Origin of the sequence: Nocardia higoensis (assembly GCF_015477835.1) — a bacterium.
Classification (GTDB): domain Bacteria; phylum Actinomycetota; class Actinomycetes; order Mycobacteriales; family Mycobacteriaceae; genus Nocardia; species Nocardia higoensis_A.
The window spans coordinates 2,808,041-2,829,612 of sequence record NZ_JADLQN010000001.1 but is presented as its reverse complement, the minus strand read 5'-3'; the positions used below and the strand labels follow the sequence as shown (position 1 = coordinate 2,829,612).

The following is a 21,572-nucleotide window of genomic DNA, read 5'->3' as shown; positions in this document are numbered from 1 at the left end:
CGAGGCTCATGTCGCGGCGTTTGCCGGACGTACCGAGCGGTCTGTGAACGCGCGTCACGGTGTCGGCCGCCGAAATCGGCATCATTGAGGGGTGTTGTCGAAGAATTCCGGCGTTCTGATCGTCACAGCCGCACTGACGGCCGCCGTGGTCGCCGGATGCGGTGTGGGTCAGCCGCCGATTCCGGAAGGCATCCCGCCGGGGCCGGGGACGCCGCTGCCCGTCATCGATGTGGATGCGCCCGGGCGCGCCGCTCTGCAACTGCGCACCTGGGCCGAGGAGCAGTCCGGCGCGCTGCGCATCCCGACCGTCGCGCTGGAGGCCTACGGCTACGCCGCGGCGGTCATGGCGGTCTCCCGGCCGGCATGCGGGATCGCCTGGACCACGCTGGCGGGCATCGCCAGCGTGGAGAGCAGACACGGCACCCACCGCGACGCCGAACTCCACGACGACGGCATGGTGCGCCCGCCCATCATCGGCATCGCCCTGGACGGCGCTCCCGGCGTGGCGACCATCGCCGACACCGACGGCGGCGCCCTCGACGGCGACCCGGTGCACGACCGGGCGGTCGGGCCGCTGCAGTTCATTCCGGAGACCTGGCAGCGCTGGGCGGTCGACGCCAACGGCGACGGCGTGCTCGATCCACAGAGCATCGACGACGCCGCCCTGACCGCCGCCCGCTATCTGTGCGTCAGCGGTGGCGACCTCACCTCGAAGGGCGGTTGGCAACAGGCGGTGCTCACCTACAACCAGTCGACGAGCTACCTGAACACCGTCCGCCACCGCGCCGCGGCCTACAGCGTCGGCCGCCGCGTGTGAACTCGCGCTCGGCGGGCGTGCGGCGGTTCCGGGAGCGCGGGGCGACACTCGGTGATCGCGGAGCGGGAGCGGGCGCGCGGGGGAGGCGGTGATCTCGGGGGACTCGGAGTGCCGGTTACCTCGTGCGCGGCCGGGGCGCTAGGCTCGGCACCGCACGGCTCAACCCCGTCAGACCCACCGTGCCAGCAGCCGAAGGAGAGTCGTTTTCGTGGCCATCATCGAACAGGTCGGAGCGCGCGAAATCCTGGATTCCCGCGGAAATCCCACCGTCGAGGTCGAGATCGCCCTCGACGACGGCACCCTGACCAGGGCCGCGGTGCCGTCCGGCGCCTCCACCGGCGAGCACGAGGCCGTCGAGCTGCGTGACGGCGGCGACCGGTACCTCGGCAAGGGCGTGCTCAAGGCTGTCGAGGGCGTCCTCGACGAGATCGCGCCCGCCGTCATCGGCCTGGACGCGGTCGAGCAGCGCACCGTCGACCAGGTTCTGCTCGACCTTGACGGCACCCCCGACAAGTCGCGTCTGGGCGCCAACGCCCTGCTGGGCGTCTCGCTCGCGGTGGCGCGCGCGGCCGCGGAGTCCTCGGGCCTGGAGCTGTTCCGCTACCTGGGCGGTCCGAACGCCCACGTGCTTCCCGTCCCGATGATGAACATCCTCAACGGTGGCGCGCACGCCGACACCGGCGTCGACGTCCAGGAGTTCATGGTCGCGCCCATCGGCGCGCCGACCTTCAAGGAGTCGCTGCGCTGGGGCGCGGAGGTGTACCACGCGCTGAAGGCCGTGCTGAAGTCGAAGGGCCTGTCCACCGGCCTGGGCGACGAGGGCGGCTTCGCCCCCGACGTCGCGGGCACCCGTGAGGCGCTCGACCTGATCGGCGAGGCGATCGCCAAGACCGGCCTGAAGCTGGGCACCGATGTCGCGCTGGCGCTCGACGTCGCCGCCACCGAGTTCTACACCTCGGGCAGCGGCTACAAGTTCGAGGGCACCGTTCGTTCCGCCGAGGAGATGGCGCAGTTCTACGCCGAGCTGCTCACCGCCTACCCGCTGGTCTCCATCGAGGACCCGCTGTCGGAGGACGACTGGGACGGCTGGGTCGCGCTCACCGATCAGATCGGCGACAAGATCCAGCTGGTCGGCGACGACCTGTTCGTCACCAACCCCGAGCGCCTCGAGGACGGCATCGCCAAGGGCGCGGCCAACGCGCTGCTGGTGAAGGTCAACCAGATCGGCACGCTGACCGAGACCCTCGACGCCGTCGAGCTCGCGCACCGTAGCGGCTACAAGACGATGATGTCGCACCGTTCCGGCGAGACCGAGGACACCACCATCGCCGACCTGGCCGTGGCGGTGGGTAGCGGCCAGATCAAGACCGGTGCGCCCGCTCGCTCCGAGCGCGTCGCCAAGTACAACCAGTTGCTGCGTATCGAGGACGCGCTCGGCGATTCCGCTCGTTACGCCGGTGACGTCGCCTTCCCGCGGTTCGTGTTCGAAGGGTAAGGACCGGGGAGTTTCATGACGGAGCGACGTGCGCGCGGGACCAGCCCGGCAGGGCGCGGTGACCGCCGCACGTCGCGTTCCGCTCGTTCCCGTCCCCGCCCGGACGCCGAGGCGGCGGCCCGCCCGGCCGCCGCGCGCCCGCGCAAACGGGTCGAGTCCGGGGACAAGTTGCGCGCCGAACCCCGCAAGATCGCCGCGCGCCGGGCCGCCGACAAGCAGGAACACACGATCCTGGGACTGTCCCGCGGCAAGGCGATCATCCTCGCGATGGTCGTGTGCGCGCTGGCGTTGACCTTGTCGGTGCCGATGCGCACCTATTTCAGCCAGCGCTCCGAGGCCACCGAACTGGCCCAGGAGCGCCGTGAGCTCGAAGCCGATCTGGCCCGCCTGCGCGATCGCCGTGCGCAGCAGCAGGATCCGGCCTTCATCCGCTCCGAGGCCAAGGACCGGTTGCGCCTGGTGATGCCGGGGGAGACCCCCTACATCGTGCAGGTGCCCGGCATCGAGGCCCCGCCGCGGCCGTCGGGTCCGACCCAGTCCAAGACCCCGGACCCCTGGTACACCGACCTCTGGCACACCCTCGCCGAGCCGCCGCCTGCCGAGTCCGCCCCACCCTCGCCCGCCCCGGCGGCCGGATCCGTTCCGCCGCCCACGCCCGCCCCGGAAGGACCACGGTGAGCGCACCGACCGACCGAGACCTCGAGATCGTCGCCGAGCAGCTCGGCCGCGCCCCCCGAGGCGTGCTCGCCATCGCCTACCGCACCCCTGACGGGGTGCCCGCCGTGGTCAAGACCGCGCCACGGCTGCCCGACGGCACCCCCTTCCCGACCCTGTACTACCTGACCGATCCGCGCCTGACGGCCGAGGCGAGCAGGCAGGAATCGGCCGGTGTCATGCGCGAGATGACCGAACGCCTCGCCACCGACCCGGAACTGGCCGCCGCCTACCGCGCCGCGCACGAGAGCTATCTGGCCGAGCGCGACGAGATCGAATCCCTCGGTACGGATTTCACCGGCGGCGGCATGCCCGAACGGGTCAAGTGCCTGCACGTGCTGATCGCGCATTCGCTGGCCAAGGGGCCGGGGGTGAACCCGCTGGGCGACGAGTCGGTCGCGCTGGCCGCCGAGCACGGTATGCGCGGCACCGTCGTTCCGGCGGACTGGCCGGAGTACCCGCGCAAGGATGGAGCTTGACATGTCGAACAGGGTCGCCGCGGTCGATTGCGGCACGAACTCCATCCGGCTGCTGATCGCCGACGTGCAACCCGACGGCCGCCTCGCCGACGTGCACCGCGAAATGCGCATCGTGCGCCTCGGCCAGGGCGTCGACGCGAACGGCGCGTTCGCCCCCGAAGCGATCGAACGCACCCGCGCCGCGCTGGCCGACTACGTCGACGCGATGGTCGACACCGGGGTCACCCGGGTGCGCATGGTCGCCACCTCCGCCACCCGTGACGCCGCCAATCGCGAGGACTTCTTCGCCATGGCCCGCGCCGAACTCGGTCGCGCGGTGCCCGGCGCCGAAGCCGAGGTCATCACCGGCGACGAGGAGGCCAGGCTGTCGTTCACCGGCGCCATCGGCGAATTGTCCGGCAGCGCGGGCCCGTTCGTGGTCGTCGACCTCGGCGGCGGCTCCACCGAGCTGGTGTTCGGTGACGCCGACGGCGTCCAGTTCGCCGTCTCCTGCGACATCGGCTGCGTCCGCATCACCGAACGTTGCCTGCACGACGACCCGCCCACCGCCGAGCAGCTCGCCGCGGGCCGGGAATTCGCCGCCGAGCGTCTGGCCGAGGCTTTCGACACCATTCCGCTCGAGCGCGCCCACACCTGGGTCGGCGTGGCGGGCACCATGACCACCCTGGCCGCGGTCGCTCTCGAACTGCCCGAATACGACGCCGAGCGGGTCCATCTCGCCGAGCTGCCGTTGGACAAGGTGCACGAGACCTGCCGTCGCCTGGTCTCGCTCAGCCATGACGAGCGCGCGGCGCTGGGGCCGGTTCATCCCGGCCGGGTCGATGTCATCGGCGGCGGCGCGGTGATCACCGAACTGCTCGCCGACGAACTGTCCCGCCGGGCGGACATCGGCGCGCTGATCGTCAGCGAACACGACATCCTCGACGGCATCGCCCTGTCGATCGCCTGACCCGCACAGCTGTCCGCGGTGGTGTGGGGCCGTGCCCTCGGAGCATGACCCTCGCCGGCTGTTCATCGCCGTTGTTCGCGGACCTCAGGGCGCCCGGGCCGATCACGGCCTGGACTGCCGACGCCGGATCGGTGGCCGTCCGATGGGCCGGTCGCCGGGAGGTCGTCCGGCGATCGCGGGCACACGCTCGCTCCGTTCTCCGGCGTGGTGATCGCTGGTCGGTAGCCGGCATGTGAAATCGTCGGTCCATGTCCTCAGTCGTCCGATCGGATGTGGCGCGGGAGCGAACGTTGTTCGGGCACCCGGTCGGGCTGGCCAACCTGTTCGGCGTCGAGCTGTGGGAGCGGTTCTCCTTCTACGGCATGCTCACCATCCTGGGTTACTACCTGTACTACTCGGTGACCGACGGTGGTCTCGGGATGGAGCAGGACACCGCTGTCGGCATCGTCGGTGCCTACGGCGGTCTGGTCTACCTGTCCACCGTGCTCGGCGGCTGGACAGCCGACCGGCTGCTGGGGATGGAACGCACCGTCTTCTACGGCGGCGTCGTCGTGGTCGCCGGTCACGTGGCGCTGGCGGTGCTGCCCGGCCTGTCCGGCGTCGGCCTCGGCCTGACGCTGGTCGCCCTCGGCAGCGGCGCCCTCAAAGCCAACGCGTCCTCCCTGCTCGGCACCCTCTATGCCCCGGGAGACGCCCGCATCGCCGGCGGCTTCACCCTCTTCTACCTCGGCATCAACCTCGGCGCGTTCCTCGGCCCGCTGCTCACCGGCCTGCTGCAGACCCACCTGGGCTTCCATTACGGCTTCGGCGCCGCCGCCCTCGGCATGACCCTCGGCCTGACCCAGTACGCGATCTTCCGCCGGAACCTGGGCACCGCGGGCCGGGAGGTGCCCAATCCGATGCCGCGGCGTCAGTTCGTCCCCATCATGGGCGCGCTGGCCGCGGCCACGTCGGTGGCGGTCGCGGCCTGGTCGATCGGTCTGGTCTCGCTCGCCAACCTGGCCGAGGTGATCACCGGCGTCATCGTGGCGGTCTCGATCGGCTACTTCGTTGTCATGCTGCGCAGCCCGACCGTCACCGCGCTGGAACGCAGCCGGGTGCGCGCGTTCGCGCCGCTGTTCGTCGCCAATGCCGTCTTCTGGTCGCTGTTCCAGCAGATCTTCACCGTGTTCGCCGTGTACTCCGACAAGCGGATGAACTGGACCGTTCTCGGCTGGACGGCCCCGAGTAACTGGATCGGTTCGGTGGAGCCGGTGTGGATCATCGTGTTGTCGCCGCTGTTCGCGCTGATGTGGACGCGCCTGGGCGAGCGCGCACCGAGCACCCCGAACAAGTTCGCGCTGGGAGTGATGGGGATGGGCGTGGCCTTCTTGTCGTTCGTGCCGCTGGCCGGATTCGCCGACGGCGCGGTGCCCGCGCTGCTCGTGTTCGCGGTCATGGGCGGATTCGCGGTCTCGGAGCTGCTGCTGTCCCCGATCGGGCTCGCGGTCACCACCCAGCTGGCGCCCGAGGCATTCCGAGCGCAGATGATGGCTTTGTATTTCTTCTCGGTGGGTATCGGTACATCTATGTCCGGTGTTCTGGCCCGTTTCTACGATCCCGCCCACGAGGCCGCCTACTTCGGCGTCGTCGGCGCGGTCGCGATCGGGGTCGGGGTGCTCGTGGCCGCCGTGGGTCCGTGGATCAGCCGCGCGATGGCCGGCGTCCGGTAGCAGTGAGGAGTGCGTTGATGTCGACCCCCTACAAAGGCAGTGCCGCCCATCGGCTGCGCGTGAAATCGGTGGAGCAGTCGATCCGCGACACCGACGAGCCCGACTCCAAACTGCGCAAAGACCTCACCGCCTGGGACCTGACCATCTTCGGTGTCGCCGTCGTCGTCGGCGCCGGTATCTTCACGCTCACCGCCCGCACCGCGGGCAATGTCGCCGGCCCCTCGGTGTCGCTGGCCTTCGTCTTCGCCGCCGTCGCCTGCGGCCTGACCGCCCTCTGCTACGCCGAATTCGCCTCGACGGTCCCGGTGGCGGGTAGCGCCTACACCTTTTCCTACGCCACCTTCGGTGAATTCGTGGCCTGGATCATCGGCTGGGATCTGATCCTGGAATTCGCGCTCGCGGTCTCCGTGGTCGCCAAGGGCTGGTCGCAGTACCTCGGCTCGGTCCTCGGCGACATATCGACCACCGTCTCCCTCGGCGGCATCCGCTTCGACTGGGGCGCTGTGCTTCTCATCGCCGTGCTGTGTGTGCTGCTGGCCATCGGCACCAAGATCTCCTCGCGGGTCTCGGCGCTGGCCGTGGCCATCAAGCTGGGCGTGATCGCCCTGGTGATCGCCGTCGGCCTGGCCTACTTCGACATCGACAACCTCTCGCCCTACGTACCGCCCTCGCAGCCCGGCGAAGGCGACACCGGCATCCACCAGTCGCTGTTCTCCTGGCTCACCGGAGCGGGCAACAGCACCTTCGGCTGGTACGGCCTGCTCGCCGCGGCCAGCCTGGTCTTCTTCGCCTTCATCGGCTTCGACGTCGTCGCCACCACCGCCGAGGAGACCAAGAACCCGCAACGCGACATCCCGCGCGGCATCCTCGGCTCCCTGGCCATCGTCACCGTGCTCTATGTCGCCGTCGCCCTGATCCTCACCGGCATGGTGTCCTACACCGAACTCCAGGGCACCGACGCGACGCTGGCCACCGCCTTCGCCCTGAACGGCGTCACCTGGGCCGAGAAGATCATCTCCATCGGCGCGCTGGCCGGTCTGACCACCGTCGTCATGGTCCTCTACCTCGGCCAGACCCGGGTGCTGTTCGCGATGTCCCGTGACGGTCTGCTGCCGCGCAAGCTCGCCCACACGGGTAGGCATGGCACCCCCGTCCGCCTGACGGTGATCGTCGGCATCGCCTGCGCCGTTCTCGCCGGTTTCGTCGACATGGGCGCTCTCGAGGAAATGGTCAATATCGGTACCCTGTTCGCCTTCGTCCTCGTGGCCGTCGGGGTGATCATCCTGCGCCGCACCCGTCCCGACCTGCCCCGCGGCTTCCGCGTCCCCTGGGTGCCGGTCCTGCCGATCCTGGCCGTGCTGGCCTGCCTGTGGCTGATGGTCAACCTCTCCATCGAGACCTGGATCCGCTTCGTCGTCTGGATGGGGCTCGGCCTGCTGGTCTACTTCGTCTACAGCCGCCGCCACTCGCTGCTCGGCAAGCAGTTGTCGGCGACCGCCGCCGACGTGGAGCTCCGCACAGACCCCGCCTGAGCTCCGGCTGGAATCGAGGTGCGGGCTGCACGCCGCGCCGATCGATCGGCAGGGGCCGGTCCTCGGCAGGGCGACCTTCGACAGGGCCGGGGATCCGATCGTGCGTGGCCCGGGCCGAGGTGTCGATCGACATCGCCGCCGAGGTGACCGAGGTTCAGTAGGGCGAGGTGGCGTTGTGCCGCGCCCAGCTACGCTCGGCCTCGGAACCGCCCGGTGGCGGCGCGATCCCGTTGATCATCCACAAGTCCGCGCTGGTCTCGTCCACGTGGAACTCCCAGTGCAGCCCTGTGCGCCCGGTGAGGTGGGGCCGAAGCATGCGGTTGATCCAGCGGGCGGTCTGCTTGCGCGACTCCTGATCGGGCGCGGCCCGGGCGATGTGGTCGATGACGATCCGGACGCCGACCTCGGTCGGTTCGCCGCCGACGAAGAAGTCCGCGGGCCGGATCTCGTGGAACAGCGTGATCACGTAGAACCGGGGGAGCCCGACCTGCTCGTAGTGGTCGGTGATGTGCGCGGCGAGCGCGTGCTTCTGCTCGGTGGTGAAAATGCCGGGCGTGTGGTGGATGCTCCACAAAGGCATGGCGGTTCGTTCTCCTTCGATCGATGGATGATGTGGTTCAGCCGGCGGCGGCGAAGGTCAGCCGTTCGACCGGCCCGCCCAACGCGGCTTTGACGGCGACGGTGACGTCGTCGGCGAGCACTTCGCTCTCGCCCGCTTCGAGCCCGTCGAGGATGCGCGCGGCGATCTCGGCGGGCGTGGCCTTGGGCCGGGGGATCGCGGCCACCATCTCGGTGTCGATGAACCCCGCGTGTACACCGACCACCTGCGTGTGCTGCCGTGCCAGCTCGAGGCGCAGCGAATTCGTCACCGACCACGCCGCCGCTTTGGACGCGCCGTAGGCCCCGCTTCCGGCCAGCCAGGACAGCACGGAGTGCATGTTCACCAGCGCGCCTCCGCCGTTGGCGGCCAGGATCGGCGCGAACGCCCGCGCCACTCGCAACGGACCGAGTGTGTTGACCTCGAAGGTCTCGGTGATGCCCGCGAGATCGCCGGTCAGCAATGCCTCGGGCACCAGTACGCCCGCGTTGTTGAACACAATCTCGGCGTCGCCCGCCAGTGCCGCCAGCGCCGCCACCGCTTCCGCCGAGCGGACCTCGAGCTCGGCGGTGACCACCTCCGGCCGCTCGTCGGCGAACTCCGAGCGCGCCGTGGAGTACACCTTCCGCGCTCCGCGCGCCAGCAACTCCTCGACCAGCGCCGCGCCGAGCCCGCGCCGCCCGCCTGTCACCACGGCCACTTGGCCAGCTATCTCGACCATCTCTGTCCTCCATCTGAGTAATGATGTCGTTAGTTAGATGAGAGCACGACACGCGTGGCTAACGCAACCGTTAGTTAGAATGGTCGGCATGGCGATGGAGTTCGAGGAGCGTTTGCGCGACCGGGGCGCCTGGTCGATCGGCGACGGTTGCTCGGCCGAGCGTGCGCTGGAACTACTGAGCACCAAGACGGTGTTTCTTGTGGTACGCGAGTTCTTCTACGGGACCACACGATTCGAGGATTTCGTCACCCGTGTAGGCACCTCCGCCCCGGCCATCTCCCGGGCGCTCAAACAGTTGGAGTCCGCGGGCATCGTCACCCGCGTGCCCTATCGGGAACCGGGCAGCCGCGCCCGCCAGGAGTACCGGCTGACCGAGGCGGGCCAAGACCTCCTGCCGGTCTTCCTGTCGCTGATGCAGTGGGGTGACAAGCACCTCCAAGGCGGCCGCCCGCCGTTGTCGTTCGTCGAAACCGGCACCGGGCGCCCCGTCCGCGTCCGCGTCACCGCCGACCCGGTCGAGGACGCCGAGCCCGACCGGATCGAGATCCGGCTGAATCCGGATCGACGGCAGGACCGTGCCCGCTCTCAGGACGCTCGTACGGCTGGGTACTCTGAGCCCACGCCCCTATAGCCCAATTGGCAGAGGCAGCGGACTTAAAATCCGCACAGTGTCGGTTCGAGTCCGACTGGGGGCACCGGAGAACAGGTGCTGCCTTCGCGGACGAAAACCGCGACCGGTCGGCCTCGCGCCGGTGGGCCGCCGATCCCGTACTTTCCTGCCCGCCGTAGCCACGAGCTGGGGTTTCGGCGTGCCCAGACCCCGCCGGCGGACCTCAGTCGTAGTCGGACGGCCAGAAGATCATGGCTGCGACGACCGCGAGAGGCAGCGCGATCACGAAGGCGAGTCCGATGTCCGTCCCGGTCACCGGCGCACCCCGCTCAATGGTGACCAGCGGCCGAACGATGCTCGTGGCGCGGCGCATTCGACGTCGGCGCGCGACATCAGGCGGTCCAATGTCACGACGTCGATGTGGGCCGACGACGACAACAGGACCACCTCGGCTCCGGCCGCCTCGACCTGCTCGACCAGTCCGAGGGTGGAAGCGGGATCGGCCCACCGAAGCGGATACCCCAACCGGCGTGCCAACCGGCGTATCTGCGCGGTATCCCATTGCGGTGTCGGCGAGCACGGGTCTATCCATCCGAGCGCGTTCATCCCCTGCCTTCCCCTGGTGTCGGTGGTGACACCCGCCGCCGAGGAGCACCGCGCTCGACCCGGCGGCGGGTGTTGCGGCCCAGCGTCGCGGGAATCGTTGTCGGGGAGTGACAGTCGAGTGACAGAGCCGGGATGACCAGGCGTAACTCGGTTAGGCTCGATGTGTACCAACGTGAGAGACCGCCCCCGAACATCGGAGGTTCCGCGGTGACTACCACAGGGGACCGCATCGCCGGCCTGCGCAAGCTCGCCGGCCTGAAGCAGGTGCAGCTCGCGCAGCGCGCGAAATACAGCGTCTCGATGGTGCGCGCTGTCGAACAGAACCGGGAACCGGCCTCACCGGGATTCGTCGCCGCGGTCGCCGCGGTCCTCGGAGTCGAACCGGAGTATCTGACCGGCGCCCCGTACTACGACATCATCGAGGAAGGCGGTCTGCTCGACGGTCTGGCCGAACTGCGCGCCCTGCTCGCCGAGGGGCCGTATGTGCGCGGTGTCGACCCGCCGCCGCTGGCCGAACTCGCCACCGAGATGGCCGCGGTGGACGCGGCGTACCGCAACGATAAGGGCCGCCTGGCGCTCTCCCGCCTGCCGGTGCTGCTGCGTCAGCTCTACGGCGCACTGCACGCCGCGAGCGACGACGACCGCGGCAAGGTCGCTTCACTGTTGTCGGCCGCATACGTCACCGCGGAACGGCTGTGTCGACGCTTCGGATTCACCCACCTCGCCCCGGCCGTGCTCGATCGCCTCGAGTGGACGGCCGCCGTCGCCGACGATCCGCTGTACTCGGCACAAGCCAAGATCAAGCGCGCGCGAATCCTGATGTATCACAACGGAACGGACACCGGCCTAGCTCTGGTGGAGAACGCGCTCGACGACATCGAGGGCGACAGCGAAGCCGCGAACGCGGTACGCGGCTACGGACACCTGTGCGGCGCGATCGTCGCCGCCCGCGGGTGTCGGCCGGATATCGCGGCCGAGCACATCGAACACGCGCGCCGGATCGCCCCGGCGATGCCCGGAGAGTCCGACCTCTACGGCACCCTGTTCGGCCCCGGAAACGTCGGCATCCATGCGTGCGCCGTCGCGCTCGAATCCGGCGACCCCGACCGTGCGGCGCGCGAAGGCTCGGCGATGGTGCTGCCCGCGGGCATCGCCCCGCCGCGCGCAGGCCACCACTGGCAGGACGTGGCGCGCGCGTGGGTGCTCGTCGGCCAGCCGGATAAGGCGCTACGCGCGCTGAACGCCGCGCGCGCTGTGGCGCCGCAACAGACCCGACTCCACCCGTCCGTGCGTGAGACCCTGCACGCGGTCGCAGCGGCCGAGCGGCGGCGCACCGACAGCCTCGCGAGCTTCGCCCGGTGGGTGAACGTCAAGATCTGACGACCACGGCTTGCAGGCAGTAGCCTGCGCATTCCCGGTGCTGTCGTGTCTGGATCAAGCCGGATGCGCATGGCGGCGCTGTATGGGTGGAGCCGGCGGCAGCGTCATTCTCGGTGATCGGCTACGGACGGGATTCCGTTTGCGGCTCCGAGTCGTCATCTGCAGCTGTTCGCAATCGCTCGAGGGCGGACAAGCTGAGACGTTGTGAAGGTTCTGCCCGGCCGGAGCCGGGAAAACGTCCTCCCTCCGGGCGTAGAGCGTGTACCTACAGGACGGCCCCGAGCCAGGATGCGAACCCGACGAGCCCTTCGCTCTGACGCCGTTGCAGTGAGGCAATCCCCTGCACAGTCTCCCGCACGCTGGGATGCAGGCGGGTCTGCTGAGGGGCCGCAGCACGAGCCTTGTTCAGCGCGGCCAGGGCCTTGTCGGCCTTGCCCGCCATGAGCCAGGCGCGGGCGTTGTCCTGCCAGTGATGGCCGATTCTGGTCGGTGGAGCGTCGGAAGGGTAGGTGAGTATGGCTCCCTCGTGCGCGGCACGGTGCGGATCGCCTGCTTCCAATTCGATCGCGTGGGCGTGGATATCGACATTCAGAGGGCTGAACGCGGTCATGTAGAGATCGGTTTGGCCTGTGTGGGAGACGATCTCACGTGCGGCACCGATGTGGTCCACCGCGCCGGAGTAGTTGAGCTTCCGCGCCTCGTTCACCGCAGCGGCGAGATGGGAGTACCCCGCCAGTACCAGGCCCGCACGTGTCTCGTCTGCCACCGACATGGTGGACTCGATCAGCTGACCCGCCACCCCGGACTCGCCGTAGTGGGTGAGCACCCGGGCACGGGCCAAGATCGAGAATGCACCCCAGTATGGATCATCGGCCAGCGGTGCGTAGGTGTCGGCTAGGTCCAATGCGGGGAGTGTCAGCAGGAGGTGGCCTGCCCGCCGCGCCGACCACTCCGCCAGGACATACGCCGCCGTCAGCAGTGTGTAAGCGCGGGCCTTTTCGTCGCCGTCCAGCTCCCCCATCGCGCCGTGCAGCCGCCGGATGATGCCGGGCAGCGCCTCGATGGTTTGGCGGGTGCGGTCACTGCGGTAAAGCTGTTGCGCCGCCGCTATATCGGCCGCGATCTGTGACAGCGGGCCAGGATCGACGGCGCGGGCGTGGCGGCCCTCGGCCAGCAGCACCGACAGCTCGTTGATCGCATCGGAGAGTGGCTTGCCGTCGTCGTACGGTGCGCCCGTGAGCTGTTCGGGCAGAATGCGAAGTGCGCGCGCCACGGCGGAGATGAAACCAGGGGAGGCCGGCTCACGTCCTTGTTCGACGGCCTTGATCATGCTGAGGCTGTAGGCCGCGCGGGTGGCCAGGGCTTGCTGGCTCAGCCCGGCGATCCTGCGCTCCAAGGCGACCCGTTGACCGACGTACTCGCTCATGTCATCGAGGGTAAGGCGATCCCGCTCGGCTGTCCTTCGGCTGGCCTTCGGTTGTCCCCCGGCTGTCCCTTCCAGACCTCACGCGGGGCGATAGTTGTCGACAACCACTCGACGCAGGGGCGAATCGAACTCGACCTGCCCTCGACGTCGAGTGTCCTCAACGCCGCCCTCGTCTGGTTTGATAGGTTCCGCTCCGAGCGCGCTGCGCCAATACCCGATACCCGCTGGCTCGCGGGCTGCCTGAACACAGAACGAAATCACCGGCTCTATTCCGGGGGGCTGGTCAACGAGAACCGCCAATACCACCATCAGTCTTCGTCAAGCCGAGCTACGCCCTGGATCGGATCGGTATCCTGAACTACGCTGCACCCGAGTAGGATTCGTAAAATGGGAGGCGCTATGCTCGATGGTGAACGGGATGAATTGGACGGCAGCCCACTCAACGAGTTGGTGTCAGAGTGGGATCGAGAAGTCGCTGAGCTGCGGGGAGTCGGAGATCGGGCACGCTGGATAGCTGATCGTGTCGGGCGCCTACGTTGGGAGAAGCCGGAGAGTCACTATCTTGGCTACCTGGTCGAAGAGTTCACGAAGGTAGGCAGGAAAGCTGCGCGACGCAGCAATTTCGACAATCTGGTGCTCCATTCCGCTGATCTCATTCGCAGAGGTGCTGGCCTCGGCGACCCGGATTACGGGCCGGAACCGGAGCGGTCCTTGTTTGTGCGTCGTATTCCGAGCGGCAGTCAGCCGATTCGCGACCCTGTTGTCTACTATGGTCATATTCAAGAATCGATTCACCACTTTGTCGAGGTTCTCACAATTTCGGTGGATTGTGCAATAAATTGTGATTGGAATGTCCTTGACGATGAATTTCCTAAGCTGGCCGTTCTTGTCGATGAGGTGAACAAGGCGTACGCCACTCTTGAGGTCCTGCTGAGAGAATAGCTGCTGTGCTTACCTGTCGGGCTATTCTAGCGACTCTGTGTCGGGTGCCCGGATAATGCGCTGGTGACAATCGTGCAGCGCGCACTCGCCGAATGACGTGTCCGATCGAAAGGCAATATCGGCTATCGATCACGACTTCGCGGATCGACCACGGCTCCGTTGTCCCGCTCGTCAGTGGATTCCCGCTGCGCGAACCCTTACCCGATATCGTGCGGCGGCTCGTGCCGATCCCGTTCAACCGGATCAAGCTGGCCGAATGCTGACCGATTGCTGCACGCGTCCATCGGCAGCATGAAGTCAGGGCATCTTCGCGACCATGCCCGGCTGACACGCGAGGAAGTTCAGGCACTTGCGACGGCGATCTAAGAACACCTCGGGACGATCCGAGTCGCCGTGCGGTCGAGCTTTGTACTGCAGACCTGTTACGCCGACACCTCCGATCATTTCGTGCTGAGTGCACAATCCCATGGTGCTTTGCTCGTGCTGACGGTGACGGATTGACGAGCCTCGGTCTGAGATGAAGGCGAGCGCGTCCGTACCAGCGCCGACTCGGGCCAACCGCGCCAACGGCTGCCTTTCAGTCGCGCAATATGACCTGTGACGACCAACGATGTCGTGACCCTGAAACTTGCCATGAGCGGTAGTGTCGGCGTGCTCCGTCCCGCCCCCTGCCGGATCTCAGTCGTAGTCGGACGGCCAGAAGATCATGGCTGCGACGACCGCGAGAGGCAGCGCGATCACGAAGGCGAGTCCGATGTCCGTCCCGGTCACCGGCGCACCCCGCTCAATGGTGACCAGCGGCCGAACGATGCTCGCGGCGCCGCGCATTCGACGTCGGCGCACGACATCAACCGATCCAATGTCACGACGTCGATATGGGCCGACGACGACAACAGGACCACCTCGGCTCCGGCGGCCTCGACCTGCTCGACCAGTCCGAGGGCGGAAGCGGGATCGGCCCACCGAAGCGGATACCCCAACCGGCGTGCCAACCGGCGTATCTGCGCGGTATCCCATTGCGGTGTCGGTGAGCACGGGTCTATCCATCCGAGCGCGTTCATCCCCTGCCTTCCCCTGGCGTTGTTGGTGACACCCGCCGCCGAGGAGCGCCGCGCTCGACCCGGCGGCGGGTGGTGGTTCAACCCTGTCGGTCGGTGCTTCTGCGAAGTGGCACAGCGTGTGTCACCGTGGAGAGATGGACGACGCCGGGATAGGGGATCGGACTGCCAGGGCGCGCAAGTTCGCGCGACTCACGCAAACGCAGCTCGCGTTGAAGGCCAACGTGTCGCTATCGCTGTTGCGCAAGGTCGAGCAGGGTTCGCGTCCGGCATCACCGGCGTTCATCGCTGCCGTCGCGCACGCGCTCGGCGTGAACATCGAGGACTTGACCGGCCAGCCCTATATCTCGGTTCGCGACGACGCCGCCGCGCACGCCACCATTCGCGAGCTGCGCCGAAAGTTGCTGGCGTTCAACGATGAACCGATCATCGATCCGCGCTCGCTCGAGGAGCTCAGCGCCGCGCTCGAGCGAGTGGTCGAAGCGATGCGCCGGGCACGATACGGTGACCTGACCGCCGAGCTGCCCGATGTGATTCACGGGCTGCATGTGTTGGCCGCCGACGAACAGCCGGGCCGCCGATTCGAGCGAATCCACGCGACGCTCGCCCGCGCCTACAACCGTGCCTCGTCGATGGCCTACCGCTACGGGTACCTCGACCTTGCCGGACTGGCCGCCGAGCGGTGTGTCTGGGCAGCCGAACGCAGCGGCGATCCGGTCTGGCCCATCGCCGCGGACTATCACCGCGCGCTGATCCTGCTGTACTCCGGCGCCTACGCCAGCGGTGTGCGTGTCATCGACCGCGCCCGCGACTCGAGCGAGCACCTGTCCACCACACCGGGGCTGCTCGCTGTACGGGGTGCGCTGCATCTGCGCGGCGCGATCCTGTCTGCTCGCGCGCTCGACGGCGATACCGCCGACGAGCACCTTCGCGAAGCGCGCCGGATCGGTGAGGCGATCACCGCGCCCGCGGGATTCGAGGACTACGACACACAGTTCCAGTTGCCGAATGTCGCGATTCACGCCGTGGCCGTCCCGGTCGAGCTCTCCGATGGCGCCACCGCGGTTGCCCGTGCCGAGCAGATCCGGCTACCGGCGTCGGTCGCCCCGTCGCGCGCCGGCCATCACTGGATAGACGTTTCTCGCGCATGGCTGCTCCACGGCGACAAACACCGCGCGCTTTCGAGCCTGACCGAAGCCCGCAAGGTCGCCCCTGAACTGACTCGCAACCATCCCCAGGTCCACGAGACCGTGCGCGTGCTCGCTCACACGCGCCGGGGAACCGACGCCTTGGCGAGTTTCGCCAAGTGGGCCGACATCAAGATCTAGCGACCGCTGCCGCGGGCCGCGGGGGTGGGAGCATCCGCATGACATGCCGGTTGTGCGCAGCCCGGCCGGGAGGCGAACTCGGCCACCCGGCCGAGGGCGACGATCACGGCCTCAGGAGTACCAGAGGGATCTCGCGGGTGGTCTTGCGCTGGTAACCGGCGTAGAAGTCCGAGGCGGCGACCACCCTGGGCCAGAGTTCGGCGCGTTCTTCCGGAGTCGCGATGTGGGCGGTCATCGCCTTGCGTGGCCCCTGCTGGACCGACACCTCGACGGTGGGATTGTCGCGGAGGTTGAGGAACCAGGCGGGGTGGATCGGGTCGCCGCCGCGGGAGGCCACGACCACGAGGGTGTCGCCGTCGACGATGGGGGCGGTCAGCAGGACGCTGTGGGGGCGGCCGGACTTGCGGCCGGTGGTGGTGAGTTCGAGGGTGGGCATGCCGCCCAAGCTGCGGCCGACCCTTCCTCCGGTGAGCTTCAGCAGGGCACGGTGCAGGGTGTTCTGCAGCTTGAGGACGCGGTCGCTGGGCATGAGGAGATCCTGTCGCATCCCGGTCACGGCGTCGAGGGCGCAACGCCGACAGCGAACACGGTGGTTCGCCGCGCGACTATCCTGGCGGAAATGAGTGCAGACGCCCCCGCGCTGGTGCCGATCGCCGACGACCTCGATTCCGTGACCTGTGTCGGTCACGAGGACGACCCGGCCGAGGCCGGGCTGCGCCGGGCCGATGTGGACGCGGTGTGGGACTTCGTGCAGGACTGGTACCGAATGGGGACCTCGCCGGCGATCCAGGTGTGTCTGCGGCGCAATGGGAAGATCGTGCTGAACCGGGCGATCGGGCACGAGCGGGGCAATGCCCCGAAGGACGGGCCCGAGGCGGAGAAGGTGCCGGTCACGACGGAGTCGCCGTTCTGCGGGTTCTCGACCGCCAAGGGGGTGGCGGCGGCGGTCACGGCCATGCTGATCGAGGACGGGGCGTTCGCGGTCACGGACCCGGTGGCCGACTACATCCCGGGGTTCGAGGCGAATGGCAAGGGGCGCATCACCATCGGTGACGTGCTGTCGCATTCGGCGGGGATCCCGTTCGTGACGCCACCGTATCGGGGCTCGGAACTGGTCGTGGACGAGGAGCTGGCGCTCCAGGGGCTGGTGGATCTGAAACCGAGCTGGCCGCCGGGACGGTTCCGGGTGTATCACGCGCTGACCGGCGGGCTGATCCAGCGGGCGGTGGTCCAGGCGGCCACCGGCAAGCGCATGCGGGAGCACCTGGCCGAACGTGTGTTGCGGCCGTTGGGTTTTCGGTGGAACAACTTCGGAGTCGCGGCGGAGGACGTCGCGGCGGTGGTGCCGAGCGTGAAGACCGGGCCGCCCGCCACGAAGGTCTCCACCTTCCTGGCGCGCAAGGCACTCGGCGGGGGAATGGACGGGCGGGTGACAGGGGAGAAGCTGCGCGGCTTCCTGACCGCGGAACTGCCCTCGGGCAATCTGGTCACCACAGCCGAGGAGCTGTCGCGGTTCTACGAAATCCTTGCGCGCGGCGGCGAACTCGACGGCGTGCGGATGCTGTCGGCGGAGGCGATCAGGGCGGCCGCGCGCCCCGCCCCCCGGCTGCCGGGAGTGGCGGGGCGGGTGTCGTGTGGCGGATACGAACTCGGCGCGAAACGCTCGAAGTTCGGTCGCGACACCGAGGCGCATTTCGGGCGCAGCGGCCTGACCACCCAGTACGGCTGGGCCGATCCGGCGCGCGGTCTCGCCTGTGCCTTCCTGACCAGTGGGAAGGCCAGGATCGACGGGGATCGGCCGGCGCGGTTGGTCGCGCTGATCTCCGCGCGACTGGCTCCGCTGGTCCCGGCCGATCGGGTGTTCGACCTGTGAGGTCCCGGCTCAGTCGTTCGGGCGCGGGGTGAAGCAGCCGAGGATCACGCACCCGCGCGGCCAGTCGGCGAACGGCGGGGGCAGCGGCTTACCGAGGCAGACTATGGGGTCGCAGCCGGGGTAGGCGTAGGGGCCGAGACCCAGGGCGGCGAAAGTGGCGGTCGGGTCGGTCATGCGCGGGTCCAACAGGTTGACGTCGGGGGCGGGCACGTAGTCGCCGGGATCGGGCAGCACCGGATCGCGGAAGGCGGCGGTGACGGCGCGCAGCGAATCGTGCGGGTAGCTGACCGCGCTGCCGGGCACGGTCACACCGGTCCAGCTCAGCACCATGCCGAGGCTGGGGACGATGAAGTTGTCCTGGCGCAGCATGCCGGACATCTTCAGCGAATCCTTGGGCAGGCCGGCGAACTCCGACTCGCATTTCTCGCCGTTGACCACGAACAGGAAACCCCAGCAACTCATCGACGGTGAGGGCTGGGCCGCCGCGGTCAGATACTCCGACGAGACGATCTGCCGGTCGCCCCACCGGCCCCGGTCGGCCACCAGCAGGCCGATCTTGGCGAAATCGTCGGGAGACATCAGCAGGTGCGCGTGACCGTAGGTGTTGCCGCTGCGGTCGCGGGCCCAGTGATAGGTGGCGGGGTCGATGCCCAACGGGGCGAACAGTTCCCGCTGGGCGTAGGTTTGCAGGTCTTCCCCGACCGCTCGGGAGACGACGTAGGCGAGCAGATCGACGCCGCGCTGGCTGTAGCCGTAGGTGGTGCCCTGCTCGTGCACGACCGGGGTGCCCAGCGCCTGGGCGACCACATTGGAGTCCAGGCCGGTGATGCCGGTGATGCCCTCGGAGAGCACCGCGACATCCATCCCGGAGGACTCGGTGAGCATATTGCGCACCAGGATCGCCCGGTGTTCGGCACTGCCGAGGCCCTCGGGTAGGTAGGCGCCGATCGGGGTGTCCAGACCTAGCTTGCCCTGATCGACGGCGATGCCCGCGACCAGCGAGAGCACGCTCTTGGTGGCGCTCCACAGATTCCACGGCAGGTCGGCGGAACGGTCGTTGCCCGCGCCGGTCGCGATCAGGCAGTTGTTGCGGAACAGCTTGATGTTCAACCGGGTCGGATTGTCCATGGCGACCATCGCCCGCGCCAGGGCGGCCGAGTCGATGCCGACCTCTTCCGGTGTGGCGGACTCGAACTCCCGGCCTTGTGGCGGCGCGCAGTGCTTCAGGCCGTCGGCGGCGGCGGGCGCCGGAGCGGCGAGCGTGCCCGTGGAAATGGTGGCTACCGTCAGAGCCGCACATGTGATAGCAAGTGCCGCAATGGATTTGAGTGATCGCATGCGTTGTCCACATCCCTCGGTCCGGTGGTTCACCATCACATCGGGAGAGGCGGGACGACGTTACGGAATGGGCACGATTGCGTTCCGGTAGTTGCGCAGCACGACGGGAAGGCAACACGCGGCCAGGCACGCCAACCCCAGGTACATGACGGGGTAGCCGAGACCGAAGCGCTCGTTCAGCGCCGACAGCAGGGCGGGCAGGCCGAAGCCGAGGTAGGCGAGCGAGTAGAAGACCGCGGTGAGCCCGGCCAGATCGCGCGGACCGGCCATCCGATCGACTTCCTGCAGGCCCGCGACCAGGGTGATGCCGTAGGCGGCGCCGAGCACGACCGTGGTGAGAATCGCCGCCCAGAGGGTGAGCGTGCCGAAGGTGAACGCGGCCATGAGCAGACCGCAGATCACCAGCAGCAGACCGACCACCGAGGCGCGGGCGGTGCCGGGCCGGTCGATGCGTCTGGCCGCCGACTGGATGGCGAAACCACACCCCAGTGTGATCACGGTGAGCAGGGCGGAGAAGGCGATCGGCGCGCCCGGGACCTGCTCGGCCATCAGGCTCGGCAGCACCGCGTAGGCGGTGGCGCTGCACGCGAACACCCACACCGCGGTCGGCAGCACGACCTGCCGGAAGCGTGGCTCGCGCAGGCCGTGGATCGCCAACTCCGACAGCAGGCCGTCCCGGCCGTCGCGCCGCGCCACGGTCTCCGGCGCGTCGGCGATCCAGGCGGCCGCGCCCAGGCACAGGGTCGCATTGACCAGATAGGGCAGCACGTCCGGCAGCGGACCCCACTGCGCGAGCACGCCCGCCACTCCCGCACCGACGGCGAAGCCGCCGGTCAGGCTCATCGCGGAGCGACGAGGACCGCGCCCGGGCGGGGACAGTTCCTTCAGCCAGCTGCCGCCGACGGCCATCGCCAGGCCCAGCGCCACGCCGGAGAGTACCCGCCCCAGCGCGAGCAGTGCCACCGAGCCGCCGCCGCAGGCCAGCAGCAGCGAACCGGTCGCCGCGATCAGCGGAGCGGGCAGCAGCAGGGTGCGCCTGCCGAAGCGGTCCGAGAGCGGGCCGCCGATCAGCATCGCGGGCACGATGCCGAGCACGTAGTAGAACAGCAGCAGGTCGACGGCGGTGCCGGGCAGGCCGTCGTTCTTGTACATGACCAGCAGTGGGGTGAACTCGTTGCCGCCCCACGCGATCGCGAAGACGGCGGCGGCCACGCCCCACCAGGCCCGCCGGTGGACCTGGGCAGCGGTGTGGCGGGTGCGCGCCGAAGTCGTCACCGTCATCACAGGCCCCGTAGTTCCAGCTGGTGCACGCCGGCGAAGTGCTCGACGAGCGCCGTCGCGAAACCGTCCGCGTCGCGAGCGGCGATGAGGCCGGCGAGGTGGACGTGCTGGTCGATGATCTGTGCGATGTCGAGCGGGCCGCGGCGCAGCGCGAGGCTGTTCATCCGGCGCTGGCGCTCGCGCAGCGAATCGTAGAAGTCGGTGAGCAGGGGGTTGCCGCCCGCGACGACGTAGCCGCGATGGAAGTCGGTGTCGGCCAGGGCGAAGGCTTCCAGATCGCCCGCCTCGGCCAGCTCGCGCTGCCTGGCGATGTTGGCGGTGAGCTCCGCGCTCAGCGTGGCGGGATCACCCGAGGTGACGGCGCGCACGGCGGCGGTCTCCACGACGTAGCGCGCGTGGGCGACGTGCTCGGCCTCGTCGGGGGGAACCGGCACCACGAGCGCACCGCGCTTGGGGTAGAGCTTCATCCACCCCTCGGTTTCCAGACGCAGGAACGCCTCGCGGACCGGGGTGCGCGAGGTGCCCAGCTCGGCCGCTATCTCGCCCTCGCTGATCAGCTCGCCACCGGTCAGGCCGCCGGAGAGAATGCGCTCCTTGACGGCCCGGTAGGCTGATTCAGCCGATGAATACGTCTTAGACACAAGTTGTATCTTAGACATGCGGCCGTGTGGGCACGCTCGAGGGTGGCCGATCCGTCGGATCGGCCACCCAGC

At 68.7% G+C, this 21,572-nt stretch carries 21 protein-coding genes and 1 tRNA gene; 13 read left to right on the top strand and 9 right to left on the bottom strand.

Annotated features, from left to right (window positions below; genetic code table 11):
* The first annotated feature begins 94 nt into the window (after positions 1–94).
* The 7 genes from IU449_RS12835 (at position 95) to IU449_RS12805 (ending at position 7,698) form a co-directional block, all read left to right on the top strand.
* Complete coding sequence (locus IU449_RS12835) at positions 95–817, top strand: lytic murein transglycosylase (protein ID WP_195002540.1); 723 nt, start codon at positions 95–97, stop codon at positions 815–817.
* A 208-nt stretch (positions 818–1,025) separates the two neighbouring features.
* The gene (gene eno, locus IU449_RS12830) at positions 1,026–2,312 is read left to right on the top strand and encodes a phosphopyruvate hydratase (protein ID WP_195002010.1); all 1,287 of its coding nucleotides are present in this window, start codon (positions 1,026–1,028) and stop codon (positions 2,310–2,312) included.
* A gap of 15 nt (positions 2,313–2,327) precedes the next feature.
* Positions 2,328–2,990 carry an FtsB family cell division protein gene (locus tag IU449_RS12825; RefSeq protein WP_195002009.1) on the top strand — a complete coding sequence of 221 codons (663 nt, stop codon included), beginning with the start codon at positions 2,328–2,330 and terminating at the stop codon, positions 2,988–2,990.
* A complete protein-coding gene (locus tag IU449_RS12820; RefSeq protein ID WP_195002008.1) occupies positions 2,987–3,505 on the top strand; it encodes a DUF501 domain-containing protein in 519 nt (172 codons plus the stop codon). Before IU449_RS12825 ends, IU449_RS12820 begins: the two co-directional genes overlap by 4 nt.
* A 1-nt stretch (position 3,506) precedes the next feature.
* Entirely contained in the window at positions 3,507–4,454 is a 948-nt protein-coding gene (locus IU449_RS12815; protein ID WP_195002007.1) for a Ppx/GppA phosphatase family protein, read from the top strand.
* A 248-nt stretch (positions 4,455–4,702) separates the two neighbouring features.
* Positions 4,703–6,166 carry a peptide MFS transporter gene (locus IU449_RS12810; protein WP_195002006.1) on the top strand — a complete coding sequence of 488 codons (1,464 nt, stop codon included), beginning with the start codon at positions 4,703–4,705 and terminating at the stop codon, positions 6,164–6,166.
* Positions 6,167–6,183: 17 nt separating this feature from the next.
* Positions 6,184–7,698, top strand: coding sequence for an amino acid permease (locus IU449_RS12805; protein ID WP_195002005.1), 1,515 nt, complete (start codon positions 6,184–6,186; stop codon positions 7,696–7,698).
* A gap of 154 nt (positions 7,699–7,852) precedes the next feature.
* On the opposite strand, the gene IU449_RS12800 is transcribed toward IU449_RS12805, so the two are convergent.
* Together IU449_RS12800 and IU449_RS12795 are read right to left on the bottom strand one after the other, a co-directional pair.
* Positions 7,853–8,278, bottom strand: a complete 426-nt coding sequence (locus IU449_RS12800) for a tautomerase family protein (protein ID WP_195002004.1) — start codon at positions 8,276–8,278, stop codon at positions 7,853–7,855.
* Between the two features lie 37 nt (positions 8,279–8,315).
* Positions 8,316–9,017, bottom strand: coding sequence for an SDR family oxidoreductase (locus IU449_RS12795; protein WP_195002003.1), 702 nt, complete (start codon positions 9,015–9,017; stop codon positions 8,316–8,318).
* Between the two features lie 94 nt (positions 9,018–9,111).
* Here IU449_RS12795 and IU449_RS12790 point away from each other — a divergent pair, with 94 nt between their 5' ends.
* Positions 9,112–9,648, top strand: a complete 537-nt coding sequence (locus IU449_RS12790; protein ID WP_228804588.1) for a winged helix-turn-helix transcriptional regulator — start codon at positions 9,112–9,114, stop codon at positions 9,646–9,648.
* Positions 9,639–9,712 (top strand) — tRNA-Leu (locus IU449_RS12785). The genes IU449_RS12790 and IU449_RS12785 overlap by 10 nt, the downstream gene beginning before the upstream one ends.
* A 227-nt stretch (positions 9,713–9,939) precedes the next feature.
* Here the strand turns inward: IU449_RS12785 and IU449_RS12780 are convergent.
* Positions 9,940–10,233: a hypothetical protein gene (locus IU449_RS12780; protein WP_195002001.1), complete on the bottom strand. Its 294-nt coding sequence runs from the start codon at positions 10,231–10,233 to the stop codon at positions 9,940–9,942.
* 207 nt (positions 10,234–10,440) lie between these two features.
* Here IU449_RS12780 and IU449_RS12775 point away from each other — a divergent pair, with 207 nt between their 5' ends.
* Positions 10,441–11,613: a helix-turn-helix transcriptional regulator gene (locus tag IU449_RS12775; protein ID WP_324188206.1), complete on the top strand. Its 1,173-nt coding sequence runs from the start codon at positions 10,441–10,443 to the stop codon at positions 11,611–11,613.
* A 265-nt stretch (positions 11,614–11,878) separates the two neighbouring features.
* On the opposite strand, the gene IU449_RS12770 is transcribed toward IU449_RS12775, so the two are convergent.
* Positions 11,879–13,039 carry a helix-turn-helix domain-containing protein gene (locus IU449_RS12770; RefSeq protein WP_195001999.1) on the bottom strand — a complete coding sequence of 387 codons (1,161 nt, stop codon included), beginning with the start codon at positions 13,037–13,039 and terminating at the stop codon, positions 11,879–11,881.
* A 387-nt stretch (positions 13,040–13,426) separates the two neighbouring features.
* Between IU449_RS12770 and IU449_RS12765 the strand changes: the two genes are divergently transcribed.
* Positions 13,427–13,981 (top strand): hypothetical protein, encoded by a 555-nt coding sequence (locus tag IU449_RS12765; RefSeq protein ID WP_195001998.1) that lies wholly within the window; start codon positions 13,427–13,429, stop codon positions 13,979–13,981.
* A gap of 767 nt (positions 13,982–14,748) precedes the next feature.
* On the opposite strand, the gene IU449_RS12760 is transcribed toward IU449_RS12765, so the two are convergent.
* Positions 14,749–15,042: a hypothetical protein gene (locus IU449_RS12760; RefSeq protein ID WP_195001997.1), complete on the bottom strand. Its 294-nt coding sequence runs from the start codon at positions 15,040–15,042 to the stop codon at positions 14,749–14,751.
* A 134-nt stretch (positions 15,043–15,176) separates the two neighbouring features.
* Here IU449_RS12760 and IU449_RS12755 point away from each other — a divergent pair, with 134 nt between their 5' ends.
* Positions 15,177–16,367 (top strand): helix-turn-helix domain-containing protein, encoded by a 1,191-nt coding sequence (locus IU449_RS12755; protein WP_195001996.1) that lies wholly within the window; start codon positions 15,177–15,179, stop codon positions 16,365–16,367.
* A gap of 103 nt (positions 16,368–16,470) precedes the next feature.
* Here the strand turns inward: IU449_RS12755 and IU449_RS12750 are convergent, their stop codons facing one another.
* A complete protein-coding gene (locus IU449_RS12750; RefSeq protein ID WP_195001995.1) occupies positions 16,471–16,896 on the bottom strand; it encodes a nitroreductase/quinone reductase family protein in 426 nt (141 codons plus the stop codon).
* A 90-nt stretch (positions 16,897–16,986) separates the two neighbouring features.
* On the opposite strand from IU449_RS12750, the gene IU449_RS12745 reads away from it, so the two are divergent.
* Positions 16,987–18,240, top strand: coding sequence for a serine hydrolase domain-containing protein (locus IU449_RS12745; protein ID WP_195001994.1), 1,254 nt, complete (start codon positions 16,987–16,989; stop codon positions 18,238–18,240).
* A gap of 9 nt (positions 18,241–18,249) precedes the next feature.
* On the opposite strand, the gene IU449_RS12740 is transcribed toward IU449_RS12745, so the two are convergent.
* From IU449_RS12740 to IU449_RS12730, 3 genes are read right to left on the bottom strand one after another with little or no spacing between them, the layout of a single operon-like run.
* Positions 18,250–19,578 (bottom strand): serine hydrolase domain-containing protein, encoded by a 1,329-nt coding sequence (locus IU449_RS12740; RefSeq protein WP_195001993.1) that lies wholly within the window; start codon positions 19,576–19,578, stop codon positions 18,250–18,252.
* Positions 19,579–19,638: 60 nt separating this feature from the next.
* Positions 19,639–20,859 (bottom strand): MFS transporter, encoded by a 1,221-nt coding sequence (locus IU449_RS12735; protein WP_195001992.1) that lies wholly within the window; start codon positions 20,857–20,859, stop codon positions 19,639–19,641.
* Positions 20,859–21,518, bottom strand: a complete 660-nt coding sequence (locus tag IU449_RS12730; protein ID WP_195001991.1) for a GntR family transcriptional regulator — start codon at positions 21,516–21,518, stop codon at positions 20,859–20,861. Before IU449_RS12730 ends, IU449_RS12735 begins: the two co-directional genes overlap by 1 nt.
* Positions 21,519–21,572 lie beyond the last annotated feature (54 nt).